Raw genomic sequence first — 20,197 nt, forward strand, 5'->3', positions numbered from 1 at the left:
CGGCACGTCTGGTGCGCAAATTTGGCGAGTGAGCGCCCGGAATGCAAGGTGTTTTGCGGGCGCACCGATTTCCGCTACAAGCCCGCCCATGACAGACACGCTGACCATTGCGCTCGCCCAGTTGAACCCCACGGTGGGCGCCGTTGCCGCCAACCTCGACAAGGCCCGCGCCACGATCTCCGCACATCGCCACGTCGATCTCGTGCTGTTCCCGGAACTCTACATCGCCGGCTATCCGCCGGAGGACCTCGTGCTGCGGCCATCCTTCGTCATGGCCTGCAAGGAAGCGGCTGAAACACTGGCGCGCGAATTCGCCGATGGCCCGGCGATTCTCATCGGCTTGCCGTGGCGCGAGGGCGACAGGCTGCACAATTCCGTGGCACTTCTCTCCGGCGGCCGGATCGAGACGGTGCGCCACAAGGTTGACCTGCCCAACTACGGCGTGTTCGACGAAAAGCGCGTCTTCCAGCCAGGCCCAGCACCTGGGCCGCTGACGGTGAAGGGCGTGCGCCTCGGCATTCCCATCTGCGAGGACATCTGGACGGAAGAGGTCTGCGAAACGCTCGCCGAAACAGGCGCCGAAATCCTGCTCTCGCCCAACGGCTCACCCTTTGAACGCAACAAGGACGATGTGCGCCTCAACCTCGTGGTGGCGCGCGTGACCGAGACGGGCCTGCCGCTCGCCTATCTCAACCAGGTGGGCGGACAGGATGAACTGGTGTTCGACGGTGCCTCCTTCGTGCTCAACGCCGATCATTCCCTCGCGCTGCAGATGCCGATGTTCGAGGAAGCGGTTGCCGTCACCACATGGCGGCGCCAGGGCGACCGCTGGGCCTGCGAGAAGGGCGACATCGTCCGGCTGCCCGAGCGCGAGGAAGAAACATGGAAGGCCTGTGTCCTGGGCTTGCGCGACTACGTGCTGAAGAACCGCTTTCCCGGCGTGGTGCTGGGCATGTCGGGCGGCATCGATTCGGCTGTCGTCGCCGCCATGGCGGTGGACGCGCTTGGTCCCGACAAGGTGCATTGCGTGATGTTGCCCTATGCCTACACGTCGAAGGATTCCCTCGTCGATGCCGAAGATTGCGCCAAACGCATGGGCGTGCGTTACGATATTGTGCCGATCAAGGAACCGGTGGAGGGTTTCCTCTCCGCGCTGAAGCCCATGTTTGCCGGCAGGAACAGCGACATCACCGAGGAAAACATCCAGTCGCGTTCACGCGGCGTGGTGCTGATGGCGATCTCCAACAAGTTCGGCTCCATGGTGCTGACCACGGGCAACAAGAGCGAGATGAGCGTCGGTTATGCCACGCTCTACGGCGACATGAACGGTGGCTACAACCCCATCAAGGATGTCTACAAGACGGAAGTCTATCGCCTCGCCGCCTGGCGCAACACGCTGGGCGAGGTGATCCCCGGACGCATCATCACCAAGGCACCGACAGCGGAACTGCGCGAGAACCAGAAGGACCAGGATTCGCTGCCGCCTTACGATGTGCTGGATGACATCCTCGACGGACTGGTGGAGCGCGAGCAATCGGTGGCCGAGATCGTCTCGCGCGGGCATGACGTGGCGCTGGTGAAGCGCGTGCAGCACATGCTCTATGTGGCCGAATACAAGCGCCGGCAGGCCGCACCGGGCGTCAAGATCACCCGCCGCAACTTCGGCCGCGACCGGCGCTATCCGATCACCAACGGGTTCAGGGATCCGGGGTGAACGCCAGCGCCGCCACCAGCCTCCTCAGCAATACAATTCCGAACTCTTCTGCTGTTCGTCGGAATAGCGGTTCCCTTGCGCCCATCCCATGGGGAGAATGCGCTCGATTTCGGCGAGATCATCCGTAGACAGACGAATATCCGCCGCTGCCGCATCCATGGCCAGATGCTCGGCCGTGCGTGTGCCCGGAATGGGGATGATGTGCTGGCCCTGGTGGAGCGTCCAGGCGATGGCGAGTGCGGAGGTGCTCCAGCCCCGTGACCTTGCGAATGCGCGGAAAGCCTCGATAGAGCGCATGTTGTAAGCAAACGCCTGGGGCTGGAAGCGCGGCATGGGCCTGCGGAAATCACCGTCGGGGAACGCGGCCGGGTCCAGCGTCACGTCGCTCAGCACGCCGCGCGCCACCGGCGAGAAGGCGACGAAGGCCGCGCCGATGCGCTCGCAGGCCTGCACCATGCCAAGCTGAGGCAGGCGCGACCACAGCGAGAGTTCGCTTTGCACGGCACGGATGGGATGGACGGCAGAAGCGCGCATCAGCGAGGCTGGCGAAATTTCGGAGTAGCCAATGCCGCCGATCTTTCCTTCCCGCACGAAGCCCGCCAGCGTGCCAGTCACATCCTCAATGGGAATCGTCTGGTCGCGGCGGTGGATGTAATAGAGATCGACGTGATCAACGCCGAGGCGTTTCAATGATCCCTCAAAGCATTCGCGCAGGAAGCCCGCCTCGTTGCTGATGCCGCGCGGATTGACCTTGAAGCCGCCCTTGGTGGCGATGGAAAACTGTCGGCGCGCCGCGGGATTGTGCTGCAGGTAGCGGCCAATGATCTCTTCCGACAGATAGGGCCCGTAGATCAGGGCGGTGTCGATATGGGTGACGCCGAGGTCCAGCGCCTTGTCCAGCGCCCGGAACCCGGTCGCTTCATCCGTGGGGCCAAAGGCGCCCGCGAGGCTCATGGCGCCGAACCCCATTTCCCCCACCAGCGGTCCGCCAGCACCCAATTGCCTTTGCTTCATGCTGTGCAACTCCCTTGCATCGCTTTACAATAGAAGGCCATTTGGCTACCGCACAAGCACCATGACCATCGTCCGCTTCGCTCCCTCGCCCACGGGCCGCATCCACATCGGCAACGCTCGCACGGCCATCCTCAACTGGCTGTTTGCGCAGAAGACCGGTGGACAATTCATCCTGCGCTATGACGATACGGACACGGCGCGCTCGACGCTGGAATATGCAGAAGGAATTGCGTCGGACCTCTCATGGCTCGGCATCCATCCCGCGCGCGTGGAATGGCAGTCCAAGCGCTTTCCGCGCTACGACGCACTGGTGGAGAAACTGAAGGCGGAAGGGCGGCTCTACCCCTGTTACGAAACAGCCGACGAACTGGAGCGCCGCCGCAAGCGCCAGGAAGCCCGTGGTGGCCCGCGTGTCTATGATCGCGCCGCACTGAAGCTGACGGCAGACGAGCGCGCCGCACTGGAAGCGCAGGGCCGGAAGCCGCATTGGCGCTTCAAGCTGGACCACCGTGTCATCGAATGGACCGATCTCATTCGCGGTCCCCAGCACACCGACCTCGCGAGCCAGTCTGATCCCGTGCTTGTGCGTGAAGACGGCACTTATCTCTACACGCTGCCATCGGTCATCGACGACATCGACTTCGGCATCACCCACGTCATCCGCGGCGAGGACCACGTCACCAATGCGGGCGTGCAGGTGGCAATCACGCAGGCGCTGGGCGGCACGCCACCCGTCTATGCCCATCACTCGCTGCTGGTGGGGGCGGATGGCCGGGGCCTGTCCAAGCGGCTGGGCTCGCTCTCCATCGCCCAGATGCGCGCCGACGGGCTGGAAGCCATGGCCGTGGTGAGCCACGCGGCCCTGCTGGGAACGTCCGACAATATTCATCCGTGCAAGGACTATTCCGAACTGGTGGAGAGCTTCGACCTTGCCAAGATCTCGCGCGCCCCGGGGCGTTTCGACGAGGCGGAACTGCGCGGGCTGAACGCCAAGCTCCTTCACATGACGCCCTATGATGCCGTCGTTGCACGCCTCATGGGCAAGGACGAAGCCTTCTGGCTCGCCGTGCGCGGCAACATCGAAAAGCTGGCCGATGTGGAACACTGGGCCCACGTGATCGCGGGGCCCATGCTGCCGGTGATCGCCGCAGAGGACCGGGAATTCATCGCTGCGGCCCGCGTTGCACTGCCGCCGGAACCATGGGACGGCAGCACCTGGAAAGTCTGGACCGAGGCGGTGAAAGCCGCAACCGGCCGCAAGGGCAAGCCACTGTTCATGCCGCTTCGCCTCGCCCTCACCGGCCTCGACCACGGCCCCGAACTGGCGGCCCTCCTGCCCCTGATCGGCCGCGCGCGGACGATGGAGCGGTTGGACGGATGAAGCGCTGAACCCTTGCACCGCCCGGTCATCCGCGCCATCATCGCGGCATCATGATCCTTGTCGGCCAATTTGACTCGCCTTTCGTGCGCCGTGTGGCGGTGACGCTCAATCACTATCACATGCCTTTCACGCGCAATCCTCTGTCCATTTTCCGCAATGCCTCGGAGGTGCAGAAGATCAATCCGCTGCTGCGCGTGCCGGCGCTCATTCTGGAGAGCGGCGAGACACTCATCGATTCCCATGCCATCATCGATCATCTCGACGAAGCGGCGGGGCCGGCGCGGGCGCTGACGCCGCGCCACGGACCAGAACGCCGCCACGTCATGCAGGCGGTCTATCTTGCCACAGGCATCGCCGAGAAAGTGGTGCAGACCTTCTTTGAGCGCCATCACCATCCCGACAAGATGCTCGCCAGGGACTATGAGAAACGTCTCCTGTCGCAGATCAACGCGAGCCTTGAAAAGCTGGAACATGATTGCGGCACGCCGTGGTTCTTCGACAACAAGCTGTCCCAGGCCGACGTGAGCACGGCCTGCATGCTGATGCACATGAAGCTGCGCGTGCCGGAATGTTTCCCTGTGAACAAGTATCCGAAGCTGCATGCCATGGCGCTTCACTGCGAAACGCTGGATGCCTTCGCCGATGCCCGCCCGAGCCCCGATGAAACCGTTCCCTCGCGCAAATCGTAAAGGGCGCGTGCCGGCATTCTCTGTCATCATCCCGACCTGCAACCGTCCGCAATTTCTGGCGGATGCGGTGGCATCTGTTCTCGCCCAGCGGGATGCCGATTTCGAATTGCTGATCGTCAATGATGGCATTGAATTGCCGCCGCCGCCCGCCGACCCGCGCCTCCGGCATCTCGAGAATGCCCGCCGTGGCGCCATTGCCGCCCGCAATCTCGGCATCGCCAGCGCGCGCGGCGACTGGATCTCCTGGCTGGACGACGACGACCTGTGGAAGGACCCGCTTCACCTCGCCCGCGCGGCATCGCGTTTGGGCGATGGAGCAGATTTCACCTTCGCGGACGGTGTGATGCAATTCGACACCGGCGCCCCGCCGCGCCTGTTCGCGAAGGACGCCTCGGCGGAGACGCTGGCGCGTGACAACACCATCCTCCTGTCTGCCGTCAGCTATCGCCGCGACCTGCACGATCGCCTGGGCGGGTTCGAGCCGTCGCTGCCTTACTACGCAGACTGGGACTGGTATTTGCGCGTGGCCCGGGCGGGATTCCGCATCGAGCGGATCGCCACGCCGACGGTGGCCATCCGCATTCACGGCAGCAACACTTCGGCCGCCGCCGAGGCTGCGCGGCGGGAAAATCTGCAACTCCTTTCGGCGCGCCACGGCCTTGGAACGATTGCCCTGAAGACCCATGCCGACTTCCTCTGACGCGGGCGCTGCCGTCAAAAAACCCTTGCAAATACAGCATTTTCGTCGTCTCTGGATTCGTTAACAAAAAGTTAAGCGTGATTCTCTTGGGCTTTTTGAATTCCGATTCAAAACACCCGCGAAAAATAAGGGTTTTCACGAATCGCCGAGTGCTGTAACCAATCGTTCATAATTGATTCGCCACCACCAAGGAGATGACAATGGCTGACGAAAAGGTACTGACGGTCGCGCTGTCCAAGATTGCTGCCGAACTGGCGGAGAAGCATGAAATGTCCAAGAAGGGCATGAGTGAACTCCTCGCCAACTTCGTCGAGCTCACGGTCAAGAACCTCAAGAAGGGCAACAAGGTCCGCATCACCGGCCTGGGCATTTTCCAGGTCCGCAAGCGTCCTGCCCGCCTCGGCCGCAACCCGCTCACGGGCGAGCAGATCAAGATCAAGGCTTCCAAGAAGCTGGCCTTCCGCGCCGCCAAGGAAGTCAAGGAAGCGATCTGATTTCGCTCCCGAACTCTTTCGTCGAGCCCCGCCCAGCGCGGGGCTTTTTTATGCGCCGATTTGGTGAGGCGATTTCACCGATGCTGGCGATTGCAAGAGCGAGGCGGGGGCTCTAGGTTCGCCGCGATTTTCACCTTTTCCCCAGGAATATCTCCATGAAATCTTCTGCCCAGGTTGTCGTCATCGGTGGCGGCGTTGTTGGTTGTTCGGTGCTCTATCACCTCACCAAGGCGGGCTGGAAAGACGTGGTACTGGTGGAACGTGACATCCTCACCTCCGGTTCCACCTGGCATGCGGCGGGCGGCTTCCACACGCTGAACGGCGATCCCAATGTGGCCAAGTTGCAGGGCTATACAATCGGCCTCTATGACGAGCTTGAAAAGATCTCCGGGCAGGCCTGCGGCTTGCACCGTTCCGGCGGCCTGATCCTCGCCGAAACCAAGGAGCGCATGGACTGGCTGAAGATGGCCCATGCCCGCGCCAAGTACCTCGGCCTCGAATGCGAACTCCTCACCGTGTCGGAAGCCAAGAAGCTGAACCCGCTGTTCGAGGAAAAGTATTTTGTCGGCGCGATGCTCGACGCCGCCGACGGCAACCTCGACCCGGAAGGAACCACCCACGCCTATGCCAAGTCGGCGCGCATTGGTGGTGCTGAAATCTACCAGGGTACGCGCGTGCAGGAACTGAAGCACCGCGCCGATGGCTCCTGGGACGTCATTACCGACAAGGGCAACATTCACGCCGAGCATGTGGTGAACTGCGGTGGCTTGTGGGCCCGCGAAGTGGGCCGCATGGTGGGCCTCGAACTGCCGGTGCTCGCCATGGAGCACATGTATCTCGTGACCGAGGATGTTCCCGAGGTCGTCGCCTTCAACAAGGAGTTCGGCAAGGAAGTCTCGCACATCATCGACTTCAAGTCTGAAATCTACATGCGCCAGGAGCGCACCGGACTGGTGCTCGGCACCTATGAGCAGGACTGCCGCCCGTGGCAGCCGAAGCAGACGCCATGGGGCTTCGGCCGCGAACTGCTGCAGCCGGACCTTGACCGCATCGCCCCCAACCTCGAACTCGGCTACAAGCATTTCCCCGTCTTGCAGAAGGCCGGCATCAAGCGCGTCATCAACGGCCCCTTCACCTTCACGCCTGACGGCAACCCGCTGGTCGGCCCGGTGCCCGGCGTGAAGAACTACTGGGTCGCTTGCGGTGTGATGGCAGGCTTCAGCCAGGGTGGCGGCGTGGGCCTCGCGCTCTCGCAATGGATGGTCAACGGCGATCCGGGCTTCGACGTGTGGGCCATGGACGTGGCGCGCTTCGGCGAATGGGCCACGCGCAGCTACACCAACGAGAAGGTGCGCGAGAACTATTCCCGCCGCTTCTCCATCCGCTTCCCCAACGAAGAACTGCCGGCCGCCCGCCCGCAGCAGACGACGCCCATCTACGACGCCATGTTGTCCGAAGGCGCCGTGATGGGTGACTCCTGGGGCCTCGAAACGCCGCTCTGGTTCGCGCCCAAGGGCGTGGAACCGAAGGACGTCGTCTCCTTCCGCCGCTCCAACGACTTCCCCCATGTGAAGGCGGAAGTGAAGGGCACGCGCAACGGCGTCGGCATCACCGAAATCGCCAACTTCGCCAAGTACCGCTTCACCGGCGCAGGTGCCGAGGCCTTCCTCTCGCGCCTCATGACCAACAAGATGCCGAAGACCGGCCGCATCATCCTGACGCCGATGCTCAATCCCGGCGGCAAGCTGATTGGCGACTTCACCATCGGCAAGCTGAATGACGAGACCTTCTACATGTGGGGCTCGTCGCAGGCGCAGCGCTACCACATGCGCTGGTTCGAAAAGCACCTGCCGTCCGATGGCTCGGTGAAGATCGACCGCCTCGACATGGGGCTGGTGGGCCTCTCCATTGCCGGACCGAAATCGCGTGACGTGCTGCAGGCCTTGACCGATGAAGACGTGTCCAACGCCGCCTTCAAGTTCATGGACATCCGCGCCATGGATATCGGCAACTGCCCCGTCATCATCAACCGCGTCACCTATTCGGGCGACCTCGGCTATGAAATGTGGGTGGCGCCTGAATACCAGCGCCGCCTCTTTGCCCAGATCAAGAAGGCGGGCAAGCCGCACGGCATCGTCAACTTCGGCATGCGCGCACTGCTCTCCATGCGCCTGGAAAAAAATTTCCCCACCTGGTACCGCGAACTGCGGCCCATCTACGGGCCCTTCGAAGCGGGGATGGATCGCTTCATCGACCTGACGAAGAACGACTTTATCGGCCGCGAGGCGGCGATGGAAGAAAAGCGCTCCGGTGGCAAGCTGCGGCGCGTCTCGATGATCGTGGACGCAGGCGATGCCGATGTGCTCGGCGATGAACCCATTTTCCACAAGGGCAAGGTGGTGGGCTGGGTCACATCCGGCGGTTATGCGCACTATGTCGAGAAGTCGATGGCGCAGGGCTACATCCCCAAGGAACTCGCAAGCGACCTGGGGCAGGGCGCCTTCGAGATCGAGATCATCGGCGAAATGCGAAAAGCCACCATCAACGTTGATCCGCCCTTCGATCCGGAAGGCAAGCGCATGCGCGGGTGAATCCCCGTGATCCCCGCCACGCAACCATCAGCGCTCAAGGTTCAGGCGGTGCTTGGACCGCGATTCCGGGTGGTGGAATTTGATGCGAGCACGAAGACCTCCGCTGATGCGGCGGCCGCCATCGGATGCACGGTGGCGCAGATTGCCAAGTCTGTGATTTTCCGGGCACGTGAATCCGGGCGGGTGGTGCTCGTGGTCGCGTCCGGCATCAATCGCGTTGACGAAAGGAAAGTGGCCGCGCTGATTGGCGAGAAGGTGAAACCAGCCGATGCGGACTTCGTGCGCGAGGCGACGGGATTTGTCATCGGTGGCGTTCCGCCGGTGGGCCACGCAACGCCGCCCGTGACACTGCTCGATCTGGACCTGCAACGCCACGGCACCATCTGGGCGGCAGGCGGCACGCCCAACGCGGTGTTTGAACTGACCTGGGACCTGCTGGTGGAGATCACGGGTGGCGCACCTGCCGACGTGGCGAAACAGGCCGCGCCGACGTGAAATGAAAAAGGGCCGCTGAACAGCGGCCCTTCGCAATTCTGGCGCGAAAATCAGGCGCTCTTGTTCATCTGCGACTTGATGAGACCGGCAATGACCTGCACCACGATACCGCCGATGCCCGACGCTGCGAGGTTGCCCACGGTGCTGCCGCCGCCGGCCGCCGAGGCCAGCGCCGGGATGATGGCGCCGAGAAGGTTACCGCCGCCCAAGCCGCCAAGTGCACCGGCAATCGTGTTGCCAAGGCCACCGAGGCTCGCGTTCTTCATTGCAGCGCCGCCGACGTTGCCGCCCACCGCACCCGCAACGAGTTGCAGGATAATCGGAAGAAGTGTTTCCATTGTGGTCTCCCATTGATGCCCACCCCCGCGGCGGGACTCACCCAAGGTAGCATTTTTTGAAAACTTCACCAAATGGGAATGGGTGAGGCGAATGGCGCGTGGTGAGTGGCGTGTTGAGGTGGGAGCAGGACGCAACAGATGCTGCATCCTGCGCCATCGCCCTAGTACGCATTCTCCGACTTCAACAACGCAAGCGGCGTCTTTGCCAGGATGTAGAGGTCGAAGCCCAGCGACCAGCGGTCGATGTATTCGAGGTCGTGCTTGACGCGCTGTTCAAGTTTCTCGGTTGTATCCGTCTCGCCGCGCCAGCCGCGAACCTGGGCCCAGCCCGTGATGCCGGGTTTCACCTTGTGACGCGCGAAGTAGCCGTCCACCACCTCGTCATACAAGGTGCCAGCCGCCTTGGCCTGCGTGGCGTGCGGGCGGGGGCCGACCAGCGAAAGTGTGCCAGCAAGCACGTTGAAGAGTTGCGGCAGTTCATCCAGCGATGTCTTGCGGATGATGCGGCCCACGCGTGTGACGCGCGGATCATTTTTCGTCACCAGTTTCGCCGCCTGGGCATCGGACATGTCGGTGTACATCGAGCGGAACTTGAACACTTCCACCAGCTCGTTGTTGAAGCCGAAACGCTTCTGCCGGAAAATCACCGGACCCTTGCTCTCCAGCTTCACCGCCAGCGCCACGCCCGCCATGACTGGCGCAAGGGCGATGATGGCAACAGAGGCGATCACCTTGTCCATCGCGCCCTTCAGGAACGCATCCCATCCCGAAAGCGGACGCTCGAACACGTTGAGGAGCGGCAATTGGCCAAGATAGGTGTAGGCACGCGGGCTCAGCTTCAGCTCCGCCGCCGCCGCGCTGATCCGAATGTCCACGGGCAACACCCACAGGCGTTTCAGGATTTGCAGCAGGCGCTGTTCGGCTGTCATGGGAATGGCGACGATCACGAGGTCCACGCGGTTGCCGCGGGCGAAGTCGGCAAGGTCGCCGATCTTTCCGAGCTTGCGGTGCTTGCGGATCGATTCCGGGCTGCGGTTGTCGAAGCGGTCGTCAAACAATCCAACCACCTCGGCATCGAGGCCCGACGACTGTTCGATGAGGTGGATCGCGTCTTCGGCTGCCTTGCCGCCGCCCACGATGGCGATGCGTTGCTTGAGGCCACCGTTGCGCGCAAAGGGCTGCGACCAGATGTGCGTGAAGAGGCGCGACGCGGCGAAATAGAGGCCCGTCAACACCACGAAGCCCAGGGCCCAATCCTGCCCCAACGAAAGATGGAACAGCGGTGACAGCCACCATCCCGCAAAACCGATGGTCGCGGTGATGGCAAGGCTCTTGATCGCGGTGGAAAACCCGTGGAACCACGCTGCGGCACCGTAGAGGTCAAAGCCCCGGATCAGACGCAACGCCGCAAATGCGATGAACAATGCGAAGAACCCGGCAACGGTGTGCTGATAAGGCGTGTGCGAGGCCTGCAATGTCAGCAGCAATGTGATGCCGGTCAGCGCCGCCAGGTCAAATGCCTTGGCCAGCCTCTGCACGACTTCCTGATCGATTGATTTTGAAGCCATCACTGTCCCCCCGGACATTTCCGTTCCTTCAGGCTGGCATGCCACCTGCGCCATGAGGAATTGCTAACGCGGCGGGATGAACACGCGCCGTGGTGAAGGAGGACTTGGCAGACAGGGTTGAGAACCGGTGAACGGGCACGCTAGGCCCTGGCAGGCGCCGCAATCATTTGCAGGGACGAGACGGGCGCCCCGTCGATATGGGCGATCAGCATGCGGGCCAGTTCGCGGCCGGCGGCGCGGTGATCTTCCTCGATGCCGATCAGGTCGGGGAGGGCGAGCCGTGCCAACTCCGAGATAGGCTTGGCCACGAGATCGTAGTCGCGGCCCATCTCCATCCCGCCTGCCCGCAAGCCGCTGGCCACGGCGATGGCCTCGCGTGCCGATGTGCATATGATGCCATCAGGACGATTGCGTACCTCAGCCAGCGCCTTTGCCGCCACTTGCAGCAGTCCGGATGCGGAATCTGAATGCACGTCTTGCACCACATGGCCTTCCATGGCGGTGGCTTGCAAACCATCCCGGAAACCCGTGAGCGTGTGCGTGGCATAAGTCAGTCCGGGCGGAGGCCCGAACAGCGCCACGCGGCGGCGCCCGCGCAGTTTCAGGCGGCGCAGCGCTTCGCAGACATAGGCATGGTTGTCGAAATCATAGAAGCAGTGGCTGATGCCCAACTCGCTGCGGCCATGGGTGATGAAGGGAATGTTGGCGGCACTCAGGTAGCTGACACGCGGATCATCCGGCGTCGTCCGCGAAATGATGATGCCATCAGCCGCATGGGTCTCTGCGATGAAGCGGATGGGCTCCATGGGGTCATGCAGCGAGTAGGGGGTCACCACCAGATGATAGCGGGATCCGGCCAGCGCATCGGAAATGCCGTAGATCATGTTGGTGAAGAAGCCGGAGCCATCGTCCTCCGGGTTGAGCACGAGGCTGAGGATGTTGGTCTTGCCGGTGCGCAACCGCACGCCTGCGCGATTTGGAATGTAGCCGGCTTCGGTTGCAGCCTTTTTCACCCGTTCGCGGGTGGCGGCGGCAATTTCCGGGCTGTCACGCAAGGCCTGGCTGACGGTGGACACCCCCAGGCCGAGCTTCGCCGCCAGATTGCGGAGCGTGGGGCGCTTGTCCTTCAAACTCGACATCGCGGTGTTGTAGGGCAGCTCTGAAACGATTCAAAGCCGGGAAAGCGACTTTGTGTCGGTACGTCACGAAATTTCTGAAACGTTGCAGATTTTGCCCGGAAAAGCTACGGAAAGGCGATGAGGAATCGCCCATGAGCCAGCGCCTGTCATTTCAGCTCTATTCTGCCCGCAGTTTCCAACCTTGGCGGCAAGTGCTCATCCATCTCGCATCCTGCGGTTACGCCGAGGTCGAAGGCTTCGGAGATCCCGCCGTCTATGGGGACCCGGAGCGTTTTCGCGGCCTGTTGCAGCAGAACGGCCTGACCATGCCCACCGGCCACCTCTTTCCGCTTGCCTCTCTCGAAACAGGCCGGAAGAAACTGCTGCACGCCATGCGCACGCTGGGCGTCCATGCGCTGTATTGCCCCTATGTCCCGCCGGAAGAGCAGCCCACCTCCGCTGCCGGATGGAAAGCCTGGGGAAAGCGTCTTGCCGCCACGGCCGAATGGCTGCGCGGCGAGGGCATTGCCTTCGGCTGGCACAACCATGACTTTGAATTCGTGAAACTGAAGGACGGTTCGTTTCCCATCGAACGAATCTTCGAGGGCGGTCCATTGCTGGACTGGGAATGCGACCTGGCGTGGGTGGCCTTCGCTCGCCAGAACCCGGTGAAATGGCTGCGTGACTATGGCGACCGCATCACTGCCGTGCACCTGAAGGACAACGCGCCCAAGGGCAGCCATCTCGATGAGAGTGGCCAGACGGACGTGGGCGCAGGCACATTGAAATGGCCGCAGATCTTCGCCGCCATCCGCCACACGCGCTGCCGGCACCTGGTGGTGGAGCACGACAACCCGAAAGACTTCAAGACCTTCGCCAAACGGTCCTACGATTTTGCAAGCAAGATGGGAGGCCTCGCCACATGAAGTCTGTCCTGGGCATCGGCATCATCGGCTGCGGGAATATCTCCGCGACCTATCTCGAACTCATCCCCATGTTCCGCAACATCGCCGTTGTGGCGGTGGCGGACATCAACACGGAAGCGGCAGAATCCCGAGGTGCGGACTTCAACGTGCCGGCCCAGAGCGTGAAGGCGTTGCTGGCCAACGAGGCCGTGGACATCGTCCTCAATCTCACCGTGCCGGCCGTTCACTTCGCGGTGACGAAGCAGGCGTTGATGGCGGGCAAGCATGTCTATTCCGAAAAGCCCCTCACCCTGTCGATGAAGGACGCGCGCGCCTTGCAGGCCCTGGCCGCGCGGCGCAAGCGTCACGTGGCAGCGGCCCCCGATACCTTCCTCGGTGGCTCGCCGCAGATGATCCGCAAACTTGTGGATGAGGGCGCAATCGGAAAAGTTGCCTCCGGCACGGCGCATATCCTCTCGCCCGGCATGGAGCATTGGCATTCCAATCCGGATTTCTTCTTCAAGCCGGGTGGCGGCCCCATCCTGGACATGGGTCCCTATTACATCACCAGCCTGGTGAGCCTGCTGGGACCGGTGAAGCGGGTGGCCGCCCTCGCTGCAACACCACGCAGGCAGCGGCCCATTTCCTCCGTGCCCCGCGCCGGCGAGATGCTCAAGGTGACGACGCCCACGACGTATCATGCGCTGCTCCATTTCGCGCAAGGCGCCACCATCACGCTGTCGGCCTCGTGGGATGTGTTTGCGCACCGCCACCAGCCCATGGAACTCTACGGCACCGAAGGTGCGATCTTTGTGCCCGATCCAAACTTCTTCGGCGGTGACGTTGTGCTGGCAGGACAGGATGGCGAGGCCCGCAGCGTGGATCTGTGGGACCACCCCTTCACCGCACCGAACTGGAAGGACCAGGAAGGCAATCTCTGGCCCAACTACCGTGCCGCCGGCATTGCCGACATGGCGGATGGAATCCTCCATCGCCGTGACATTCGCTGCGACATCTCCCGCACGGCGCATGTGGTGGAGGTCATGACCGCCATCGCCGACTCGTCAAGGACTGGAAAGTTCATCACGCTGAAAAGCACCTGCAAGCGGCCGAAGCCGCTGCTTCCGGACGACGCCCGCGCACTTCTGAAGTGAGGGCCATGTCCCCCGCTTCACCGCCGCGCTTGAGCCCGCGCATGCATTGGGGTTAGGAAGGGCGCATGGCCAGCGACCTTGCCTTCCTCTCTGCCTTGCCCGATGGCGCGATGCTGCTGGATGTTGCGGGCCGTGTTGAGGCCGCCAATGCCCGGGCCGACGACATGCTGCAAGTGCGCCTCGCCGGGTTGAACGCCCTCAACGTGCTGCGCCTTCCGGCCTTCAGCGAAGCGGTGGAGAAATGCTGGCAAGGCGGCGGAGAGCAAACGGTGGAAATCGAAATCCGTTCCGCCCCGCCGCGCCTGCTGGAAGCCCACGTGGCGCGGTTGGGCGAGGATTCCCGCGTGCTGGTGGTGCTGCGCGATCTCACCCGCGAACAGCAGATCGAACGCATGCGCTCCGACTTCGTGGCCAACGCCTCGCACGAGATGCGCACGCCGCTCACGGCCATTCTCGGCACCATCGAAACCCTGCAGGGCCCGGCGCGTGACGATGCCAAGGCGCGCGACCGCTTCTTCGACACCATGCTGGCCCAGGCGCGGCGCATGAAGCGCCTGGTGGATGACTTGCTCACGCTCAGCCGCATTGAACTCAATGAACACGTGCGGCCCGATGCGCGCGTCGACCTGTGCAACGTCGCGAAGCAGGCGAAGTCAAACCTCGCAGGCCTGGCGAAGGACATCGCTGTTGATGTTGTGGTGGAGTGCAGGCAGCACTGCATCGTCGCTGGTGATGCGGATGAATTGTTGCAGGTGGCACAGAACCTGATCGAAAATGCGCTGAAGTACGGCAATGGCGGTGGCAAGGTGGAGGTGACCTGCGATGTGACGGGCGGCCAATGCCTGTTGAGCGTGCAGGACTGGGGCAAGGGAATCGCCGCGGTGCATCTGCCACGCCTGACCGAGCGCTTCTATCGCGTGAGCACACAGGAAAGCCGCGCCCGTGGCGGCACGGGATTGGGACTCGCCATCGTCAAGCACATCGTCTCTCGCCATCGCGGACGGCTCTCCATCACCTCCGCCGAGGGGCATGGCAGCACTTTCACGATTTCCATTCCGCCATATATTTCAAAGAGTTGAATTGTCACAAAGCTGTTGCGTCGCCGTCGCATAAGTCTCACGTGCGGACGCTATCTCCGCACGGGTCACAGAAAATGACCTGACAGGAGACAAACAGATGACACGACTTCTCTTCGCCGTTTCGGCGCTCGCCATCGCAGCATCACCGGCATTCGCCCGCGACCAGATCCGCATCGTCGGCTCGTCGACGGTCTATCCCTTCACCACTGCCGTCGCCGAGGCCTTCGGCAAGTCCTCGGGCATGAAGACGCCGGTCGTCGAGTCCACGGGAACGGGCGGCGGCTTCAAGCTGTTCTGCGAAGGCGCAGGCGAAGACACGCCGGATTTCACCAATGCCTCGCGTCCCATCAAGAAGTCCGAATTCGAAGCCTGCCAAAAGAACGGCGTCACCGACATCGTGGAAGTGAAGGTCGGCTTTGACGGTCTCACCGTTGCCACTGCCGCCGGCGCTCCCGACGTTGCGCTGACCAAGCAGCAGCTCTTCATGGCGTTGGCCAAGCAGGTGCCGGACAAGGAAGGCAAGCTGGTCGACAACCCCTACAAGATGTGGAACGAGATTGATCCGTCTCTGCCCGCCACGAAGATCGAAGTACTTGGCCCGCCGCCCACGTCGGGCACGCGCGATTCATTCGCCGAACTCGTGCTGGAAAAGGGCGCCGACACGTTTGAAAGCCTCGCCGCTCTCAAGAAGTCTGACGCCAAGGCGTTTGAAACGGTGTGGAAGTCCATCCGCACCGACGGCGCCTATGTGGAAGCAGGCGAGAACGACAACCTGATCGTCCAGAAGCTCGAAGCCAATCCCGATGCCTTCGGCATCTTCGGCTTTTCGTTCCTGGAAGAAAACGAAGGCAAGATCAAAGCCGTGAAGGTGGAAGGCCAGGTCCCCACGTTCGAGACCATTGCCTCGGGCGACTACAAGGTTGCGCGTCCGCTCTTCGTCTACGTGAAGAAGCAGCACGTGGGCGAGGTGCTCGGCATGGCCGAATTCCTCGCCGAATACACCTCGGCCAAGGCCATGGGCGATGAAGGCTACCTTGCCGACAAGGGCCTGATCCCGCTGCCGGCCGAAGAGGCCGCAACCTCTGCCAACACGGTCAAGGACCTCACGGCCCTGACCGCCGACAAGGTGATGTAACCATCACTTTTGCCTGAGGGGCGGTGCCGCGGATGTACCGGGCCGCCCCCGGGATTGTGTTTTCTCTTCCAGCTTCCGGGCCCAGATGACATTGACGCTCACCGATCACCAGCCAGCCCGTTCCTTCGCCCCGAAGGATATGCGCCGCATCGTGCTGGAACGCGCCGTGCTCACGCTGCTGGCCGTGGCGTCGGGCGTTGCCGTGCTCACGACCATCGGCATTGTCTTGTCGGTTCTCTACGAGAGCCTGCGTTTCTTTGCGGAGGTGCCGTTGTGGCAGTTCCTGTTTGGAACGGTGTGGGCGCCCACGGCCAACCCGCCGGCCTTTGGCATCCTGCCCTTGATGGCGGGTACGCTGCTCATCACCACGATTGCCATTCTCGTTGCCGGGCCCCTTGGCCTGCTCTCCGCCATCTATCTCGCCGAATACGCGACGCCACGCGTGAGGACCATGGCGAAACCGCTGCTGGAAATGCTGGCGGGCATTCCAACCGTGGTGCTGGGCTTCTTTGCAGCGCTCACCGTGGCCCCGCTCATCAGGTCCGTCGGCACGGCAGTGGGCCTCGACGTCGCATCGGAATCGGCGCTCGCCGCAGGACTCGTCATGGGCATGATGATCGTGCCGTTGATCTCGTCCCTTTCCGACGACATCATCAACGCTGTGCCGCAAGCCTTGCGCGATGGCTCCTACGCCATGGGTGCAACGAAATCCGAGACGGTGAAGAAAGTGGTGTTGCCAGCCGCACTTCCGGGCATCGTCTCCGCCTTCATCCTCGCCATTTCCCGCGCCATCGGTGAAACCATGATCGTTGTCATGGCCGCCGGACTTGCCGCCAATTTCACTTTCAACCCCTTCGCCGCCGTCACCACCGTCACCGTGCAGATTGCAACGCTGCTGGTGGGCGACCAGGAATTCGACAGCGCCAAGACACTGGCCGCCTTCGCGCTTGGCCTCGTGCTGTTCTGCGTCACGCTCACGCTCAACTACATCGCGCTCCGTATCGTGCGCAGATACCGGGAACACTATGAGTAAGCCTGCCCTCATCCAGAAGCGCTACGCCGCCGAACGGAGATTCCGCTGGTATGGCATCAGTGCAATCCTGCTGACCACGGCGTTTCTGCTCGCCCTGATCGCCGACATCGTCATCAAGGCTTTGCCCACCTTCACCGTCCACGAGGCCAGCCTGCAGGTGCGTGTGGATGCCACCATGGTGGACAGCGTCAACCTTGCCGCCGGTGATTACCTCGGCCTCGTGAAGCAGGCCCTGGCCGCACAATTTCCCGATGTGACGGCTCGCAAGGACAGGAAGGCGCTGAACGGCATTCTTTCGGCCGGCGCTGCGGATGTCCTTCAGTCCCGCGTCCTCGCTACCCCCGATCTCGTGGGGCAGGAGGTCACGGTTCCTGTTGCGCTCGACAGCAATGCTGATCTCTATCTGAAAGGTTACGCCGCACAGCAGTTGAGTGCCCAGCAGAAGGCCTGGCTCGACGCCTTGCGCGACAAGGGCGCGATCACACGCGGCTTCGCCTGGAACTTCCTGCTGGATGGCGACAGCCGCGAACCGGAACTGGCGGGCATCAAGGGCGCGCTGACCGGTTCCATTCTCACCATCATCATCACGCTGTCGCTGGCCTTGCCATTGGGTGTGGCGGCAGCGCTCTATCTGGAGGAGTTTGCCCGGAAGTCCTGGATCACCGACGCGATCGAAATCAACATCAACAATCTCGCGGCAGTTCCCTCGATCATCTTCGGCCTCCTGGGACTGGCCGTGTTCCTCAACATCTTCAACCTGCCACGCTCCACGCCCATCGTGGGCGGGCTTGTGCTGTCGCTGCTGGTCCTGCCGACGATCATCATCGCCGCCCGTGCCGCCATCCGCTCCGTGCCGCCATCCATCAAGGAAGCGGCACTCGGCATTGGCGCCTCGCACCAACAGGCGGTTTTTCATCATGTCTTGCCGCTCGCGGTGCCCGGCATTCTCACCGGCACGATTCTCGGTGTAGCCCGCGCGCTGGGTGAGACGGCACCGCTGCTGATGATCGGCATGATCGCCTTCATCGCCGATGTGCCCCGGGGCTTCACCGATGCGGCGACCGTTCTGCCCGTGCAGATATTCCTTTGGTCGGATCTGCCCGAGGCCGCCTTCCAGTCCCGCACCGCCGCCACGATCATCGTGCTGCTGATGGTGCTGTTTTCCTTCAACGCGCTGGCAATCGTGCTGCGCAAGAAATTCGAACGCCGATGGTAGCCATGAATGACATGAATCCGAAGACGGTCTTCACGCCCGCAATCCCGCAGGCCGTGCTCTCGAAGTCACCGAAGATCGTGGCGGAAGGCGTGAACGTGCACTACGGCGACAAGCACGCCATCAAGGACCTCTCGATCACCATTCCCGACAAGTCGGTCTCCGCCTTCATTGGTCCGTCAGGCTGCGGCAAGTCCACTTTCCTGCGCTGCATCAACCGCATGAACGACACGATTGCCGGATGCCGCGTGACGGGGAGCATCACCGTCGATGGCCACGACATCCACGACCGCGACCTTGACGTGGTGCAATTGCGCGCCCGCGTGGGCATGGTCTTCCAGAAACCCAATCCGTTTCCCAAGTCGATCTTTGAGAACGTGGCCTATGGTCCCCGCATTCACGGTCTGGCGGAGTCGAAATCCGATCTCGAACGCATCGTCGTGGAGAGCCTGCGCAAGGCTGGGCTCTTCGAGGAGGTGAAGGATCGATTGATGCAGCCAGGTACGGGCCTTTCCGGCGGCCAGCAGCAGCGCCTGTGCATCGCCCGCGCCATTGCCGTGAACCCTGACGTGATCCTGATGGATGAACCGTGCTCGGCCCTCGACCCCATTGCTACGGCGCGCATCGAGGAACTCATCCACGAGTTGAAGCAGAACTATTGCATCGTGATCGTCACCCATTCCATGCAGCAGGCCGCGCGCGTCTCCGATCTCACCGCCTTCTTCCATCTTGGAAACCTGATCGAGGTGGGCGATACCGATGTCATGTTCACCGCACCCCAGGACAAGAAGACCCAGGATTACATCACGGGCCGCTTCGGCTAAGGAAAATTTGGAACCATGTCCGACCACATCATGAAAGCCTACGACGACGATCTCGCGTCGCTGCAATCCATGCTCTCCACCATGGGCGGCCTTGCCGAAGAACAATTGGCGCGGAGTCTTGAAGCACTCACGCGCCGTGACACGAAACTCGCGGACCGCGTCATTCTCGCCGACGACAAGATCGACGCGATGGAACGCGCGGTCGAGGAGAAGGCGATCCTCACCATTGCCAAGCGCCAGCCCATGGCGCGCGACCTCCGTCACATCATGGTGGCGATCCGCATCGCCACGGATCTGGAGCGGATCGGGGACCTCGCCAAGAACGTGGCGAAGCGCTCCCACGCCATTTCGGATCCCATTCCGCGCCGTCTCACCACTGGCCTGCAGCGCATGGGGCAACTGGCCCAGGCGCAGCTCAAGCGCGTACTGGATTCCTTCGCGGCGGCGGACAGCGAACAGGCGCTTGAGGTGTGGCGGCATGATGAGGATATCGACGCGCTCTACAATTCCATCTTCCGCGAACTCCTCACTTACATGATGGAGGATCCGCGCATGATCGGGGCCTGCACCCATCTGCTTTTCGCGACCAAGAACATCGAGCGGATCGGCGATCACGCGACAAACATTGCGGAGAACATCTATTTCCTCGTCCATGGCCGGGCGTTGACTGACGAACGCCCGAAGAAGGACGACACTGCAACCACGCCATTTTCTCCACTGAACATGGATTGAGGAACGGGACCGGAAACAAG

19 protein-coding genes are annotated in these 20,197 nt (G+C 62.4%); 15 read left to right on the forward strand and 4 right to left on the reverse strand.

Going from position 1 to position 20,197, the window contains the following annotated elements; all coding sequences use genetic code 11:
* Positions 1–88: 88 nt before the first annotated feature.
* Positions 89–1,714: an NAD+ synthase gene (locus IPM06_11275; protein MBK8771000.1), complete on the forward strand. Its 1,626-nt coding sequence runs from the start codon at positions 89–91 to the stop codon at positions 1,712–1,714.
* 24 nt (positions 1,715–1,738) lie between these two features.
* On the opposite strand, the gene IPM06_11280 is transcribed toward IPM06_11275, so the two are convergent.
* Positions 1,739–2,728, reverse strand: coding sequence for an aldo/keto reductase (locus IPM06_11280; GenBank protein MBK8771001.1), 990 nt, complete (start codon positions 2,726–2,728; stop codon positions 1,739–1,741).
* A 61-nt stretch (positions 2,729–2,789) separates the two neighbouring features.
* Between IPM06_11280 and IPM06_11285 the strand changes: the two genes are divergently transcribed.
* The 6 genes from IPM06_11285 (at position 2,790) to IPM06_11310 (ending at position 9,078) form a co-directional block, all read left to right on the forward strand.
* Complete coding sequence (locus IPM06_11285) at positions 2,790–4,109, forward strand: glutamate--tRNA ligase (protein MBK8771002.1); 1,320 nt, start codon at positions 2,790–2,792, stop codon at positions 4,107–4,109.
* Between the two features lie 50 nt (positions 4,110–4,159).
* Positions 4,160–4,798, forward strand: a complete 639-nt coding sequence (locus IPM06_11290) for a glutathione S-transferase family protein (GenBank protein ID MBK8771003.1) — start codon at positions 4,160–4,162, stop codon at positions 4,796–4,798.
* Positions 4,799–4,805: 7 nt separating this feature from the next.
* Positions 4,806–5,498, forward strand: a complete 693-nt coding sequence (locus IPM06_11295) for a glycosyltransferase (GenBank protein ID MBK8771004.1) — start codon at positions 4,806–4,808, stop codon at positions 5,496–5,498.
* A gap of 194 nt (positions 5,499–5,692) precedes the next feature.
* Entirely contained in the window at positions 5,693–5,992 is a 300-nt protein-coding gene (locus IPM06_11300; GenBank protein MBK8771005.1) for an HU family DNA-binding protein, read from the forward strand.
* Between the two features lie 155 nt (positions 5,993–6,147).
* On the forward strand, positions 6,148–8,583 hold the full coding sequence (locus tag IPM06_11305) for a GcvT family protein (GenBank protein MBK8771006.1): 2,436 nt from the start codon (positions 6,148–6,150) through the stop codon (positions 8,581–8,583).
* A 9-nt stretch (positions 8,584–8,592) separates the two neighbouring features.
* A complete protein-coding gene (locus tag IPM06_11310; protein MBK8771007.1) occupies positions 8,593–9,078 on the forward strand; it encodes a YbaK/EbsC family protein in 486 nt (161 codons plus the stop codon).
* A gap of 50 nt (positions 9,079–9,128) precedes the next feature.
* On the opposite strand, the gene IPM06_11315 is transcribed toward IPM06_11310, so the two are convergent.
* The 3 genes from IPM06_11315 to IPM06_11325 form a co-directional block, all read right to left on the reverse strand.
* Positions 9,129–9,416: a hypothetical protein gene (locus IPM06_11315; protein ID MBK8771008.1), complete on the reverse strand. Its 288-nt coding sequence runs from the start codon at positions 9,414–9,416 to the stop codon at positions 9,129–9,131.
* Between the two features lie 161 nt (positions 9,417–9,577).
* On the reverse strand, positions 9,578–11,038 hold the full coding sequence (locus IPM06_11320; GenBank protein MBK8771009.1) for an undecaprenyl-phosphate glucose phosphotransferase: 1,461 nt from the start codon (positions 11,036–11,038) through the stop codon (positions 9,578–9,580).
* An 86-nt stretch (positions 11,039–11,124) separates the two neighbouring features.
* Positions 11,125–12,123 (reverse strand): substrate-binding domain-containing protein, encoded by a 999-nt coding sequence (locus IPM06_11325; GenBank protein MBK8771010.1) that lies wholly within the window; start codon positions 12,121–12,123, stop codon positions 11,125–11,127.
* Positions 12,124–12,254: 131 nt separating this feature from the next.
* Here IPM06_11325 and IPM06_11330 point away from each other — a divergent pair, with 131 nt between their 5' ends.
* The 8 genes from IPM06_11330 (at position 12,255) to phoU (ending at position 20,177) form a co-directional block, all read left to right on the forward strand.
* The gene (locus tag IPM06_11330) at positions 12,255–13,028 is read left to right on the forward strand and encodes a sugar phosphate isomerase/epimerase (protein MBK8771011.1); all 774 of its coding nucleotides are present in this window, start codon (positions 12,255–12,257) and stop codon (positions 13,026–13,028) included.
* Positions 13,025–14,161: a Gfo/Idh/MocA family oxidoreductase gene (locus IPM06_11335; protein MBK8771012.1), complete on the forward strand. Its 1,137-nt coding sequence runs from the start codon at positions 13,025–13,027 to the stop codon at positions 14,159–14,161. Before IPM06_11330 ends, IPM06_11335 begins: the two co-directional genes overlap by 4 nt.
* A gap of 65 nt (positions 14,162–14,226) precedes the next feature.
* Complete coding sequence (locus IPM06_11340; GenBank protein ID MBK8771013.1) at positions 14,227–15,240, forward strand: ATP-binding protein; 1,014 nt, start codon at positions 14,227–14,229, stop codon at positions 15,238–15,240.
* Between the two features lie 97 nt (positions 15,241–15,337).
* Positions 15,338–16,375: a PstS family phosphate ABC transporter substrate-binding protein gene (locus IPM06_11345; GenBank protein MBK8771014.1), complete on the forward strand. Its 1,038-nt coding sequence runs from the start codon at positions 15,338–15,340 to the stop codon at positions 16,373–16,375.
* 85 nt (positions 16,376–16,460) lie between these two features.
* Positions 16,461–17,408 (forward strand): phosphate ABC transporter permease subunit PstC, encoded by a 948-nt coding sequence (gene pstC / locus IPM06_11350; GenBank protein MBK8771015.1) that lies wholly within the window; start codon positions 16,461–16,463, stop codon positions 17,406–17,408.
* Positions 17,401–18,624: a phosphate ABC transporter permease PstA gene (gene pstA / locus IPM06_11355; protein MBK8771016.1), complete on the forward strand. Its 1,224-nt coding sequence runs from the start codon at positions 17,401–17,403 to the stop codon at positions 18,622–18,624. Before pstC ends, pstA begins: the two co-directional genes overlap by 8 nt.
* Positions 18,625–18,626: 2 nt before the next feature.
* Entirely contained in the window at positions 18,627–19,445 is an 819-nt protein-coding gene (locus tag IPM06_11360; protein ID MBK8771017.1) for a phosphate ABC transporter ATP-binding protein, read from the forward strand.
* A 15-nt stretch (positions 19,446–19,460) separates the two neighbouring features.
* Complete coding sequence (phoU, locus tag IPM06_11365) at positions 19,461–20,177, forward strand: phosphate signaling complex protein PhoU (protein ID MBK8771018.1); 717 nt, start codon at positions 19,461–19,463, stop codon at positions 20,175–20,177.
* The last annotated feature ends 20 nt before the right edge of the window (positions 20,178–20,197 follow it).

This window comes from Hyphomicrobiales bacterium (genome assembly GCA_016710435.1).
Classification (GTDB): domain Bacteria; phylum Pseudomonadota; class Alphaproteobacteria; order Rhizobiales; family Aestuariivirgaceae; genus Aestuariivirga.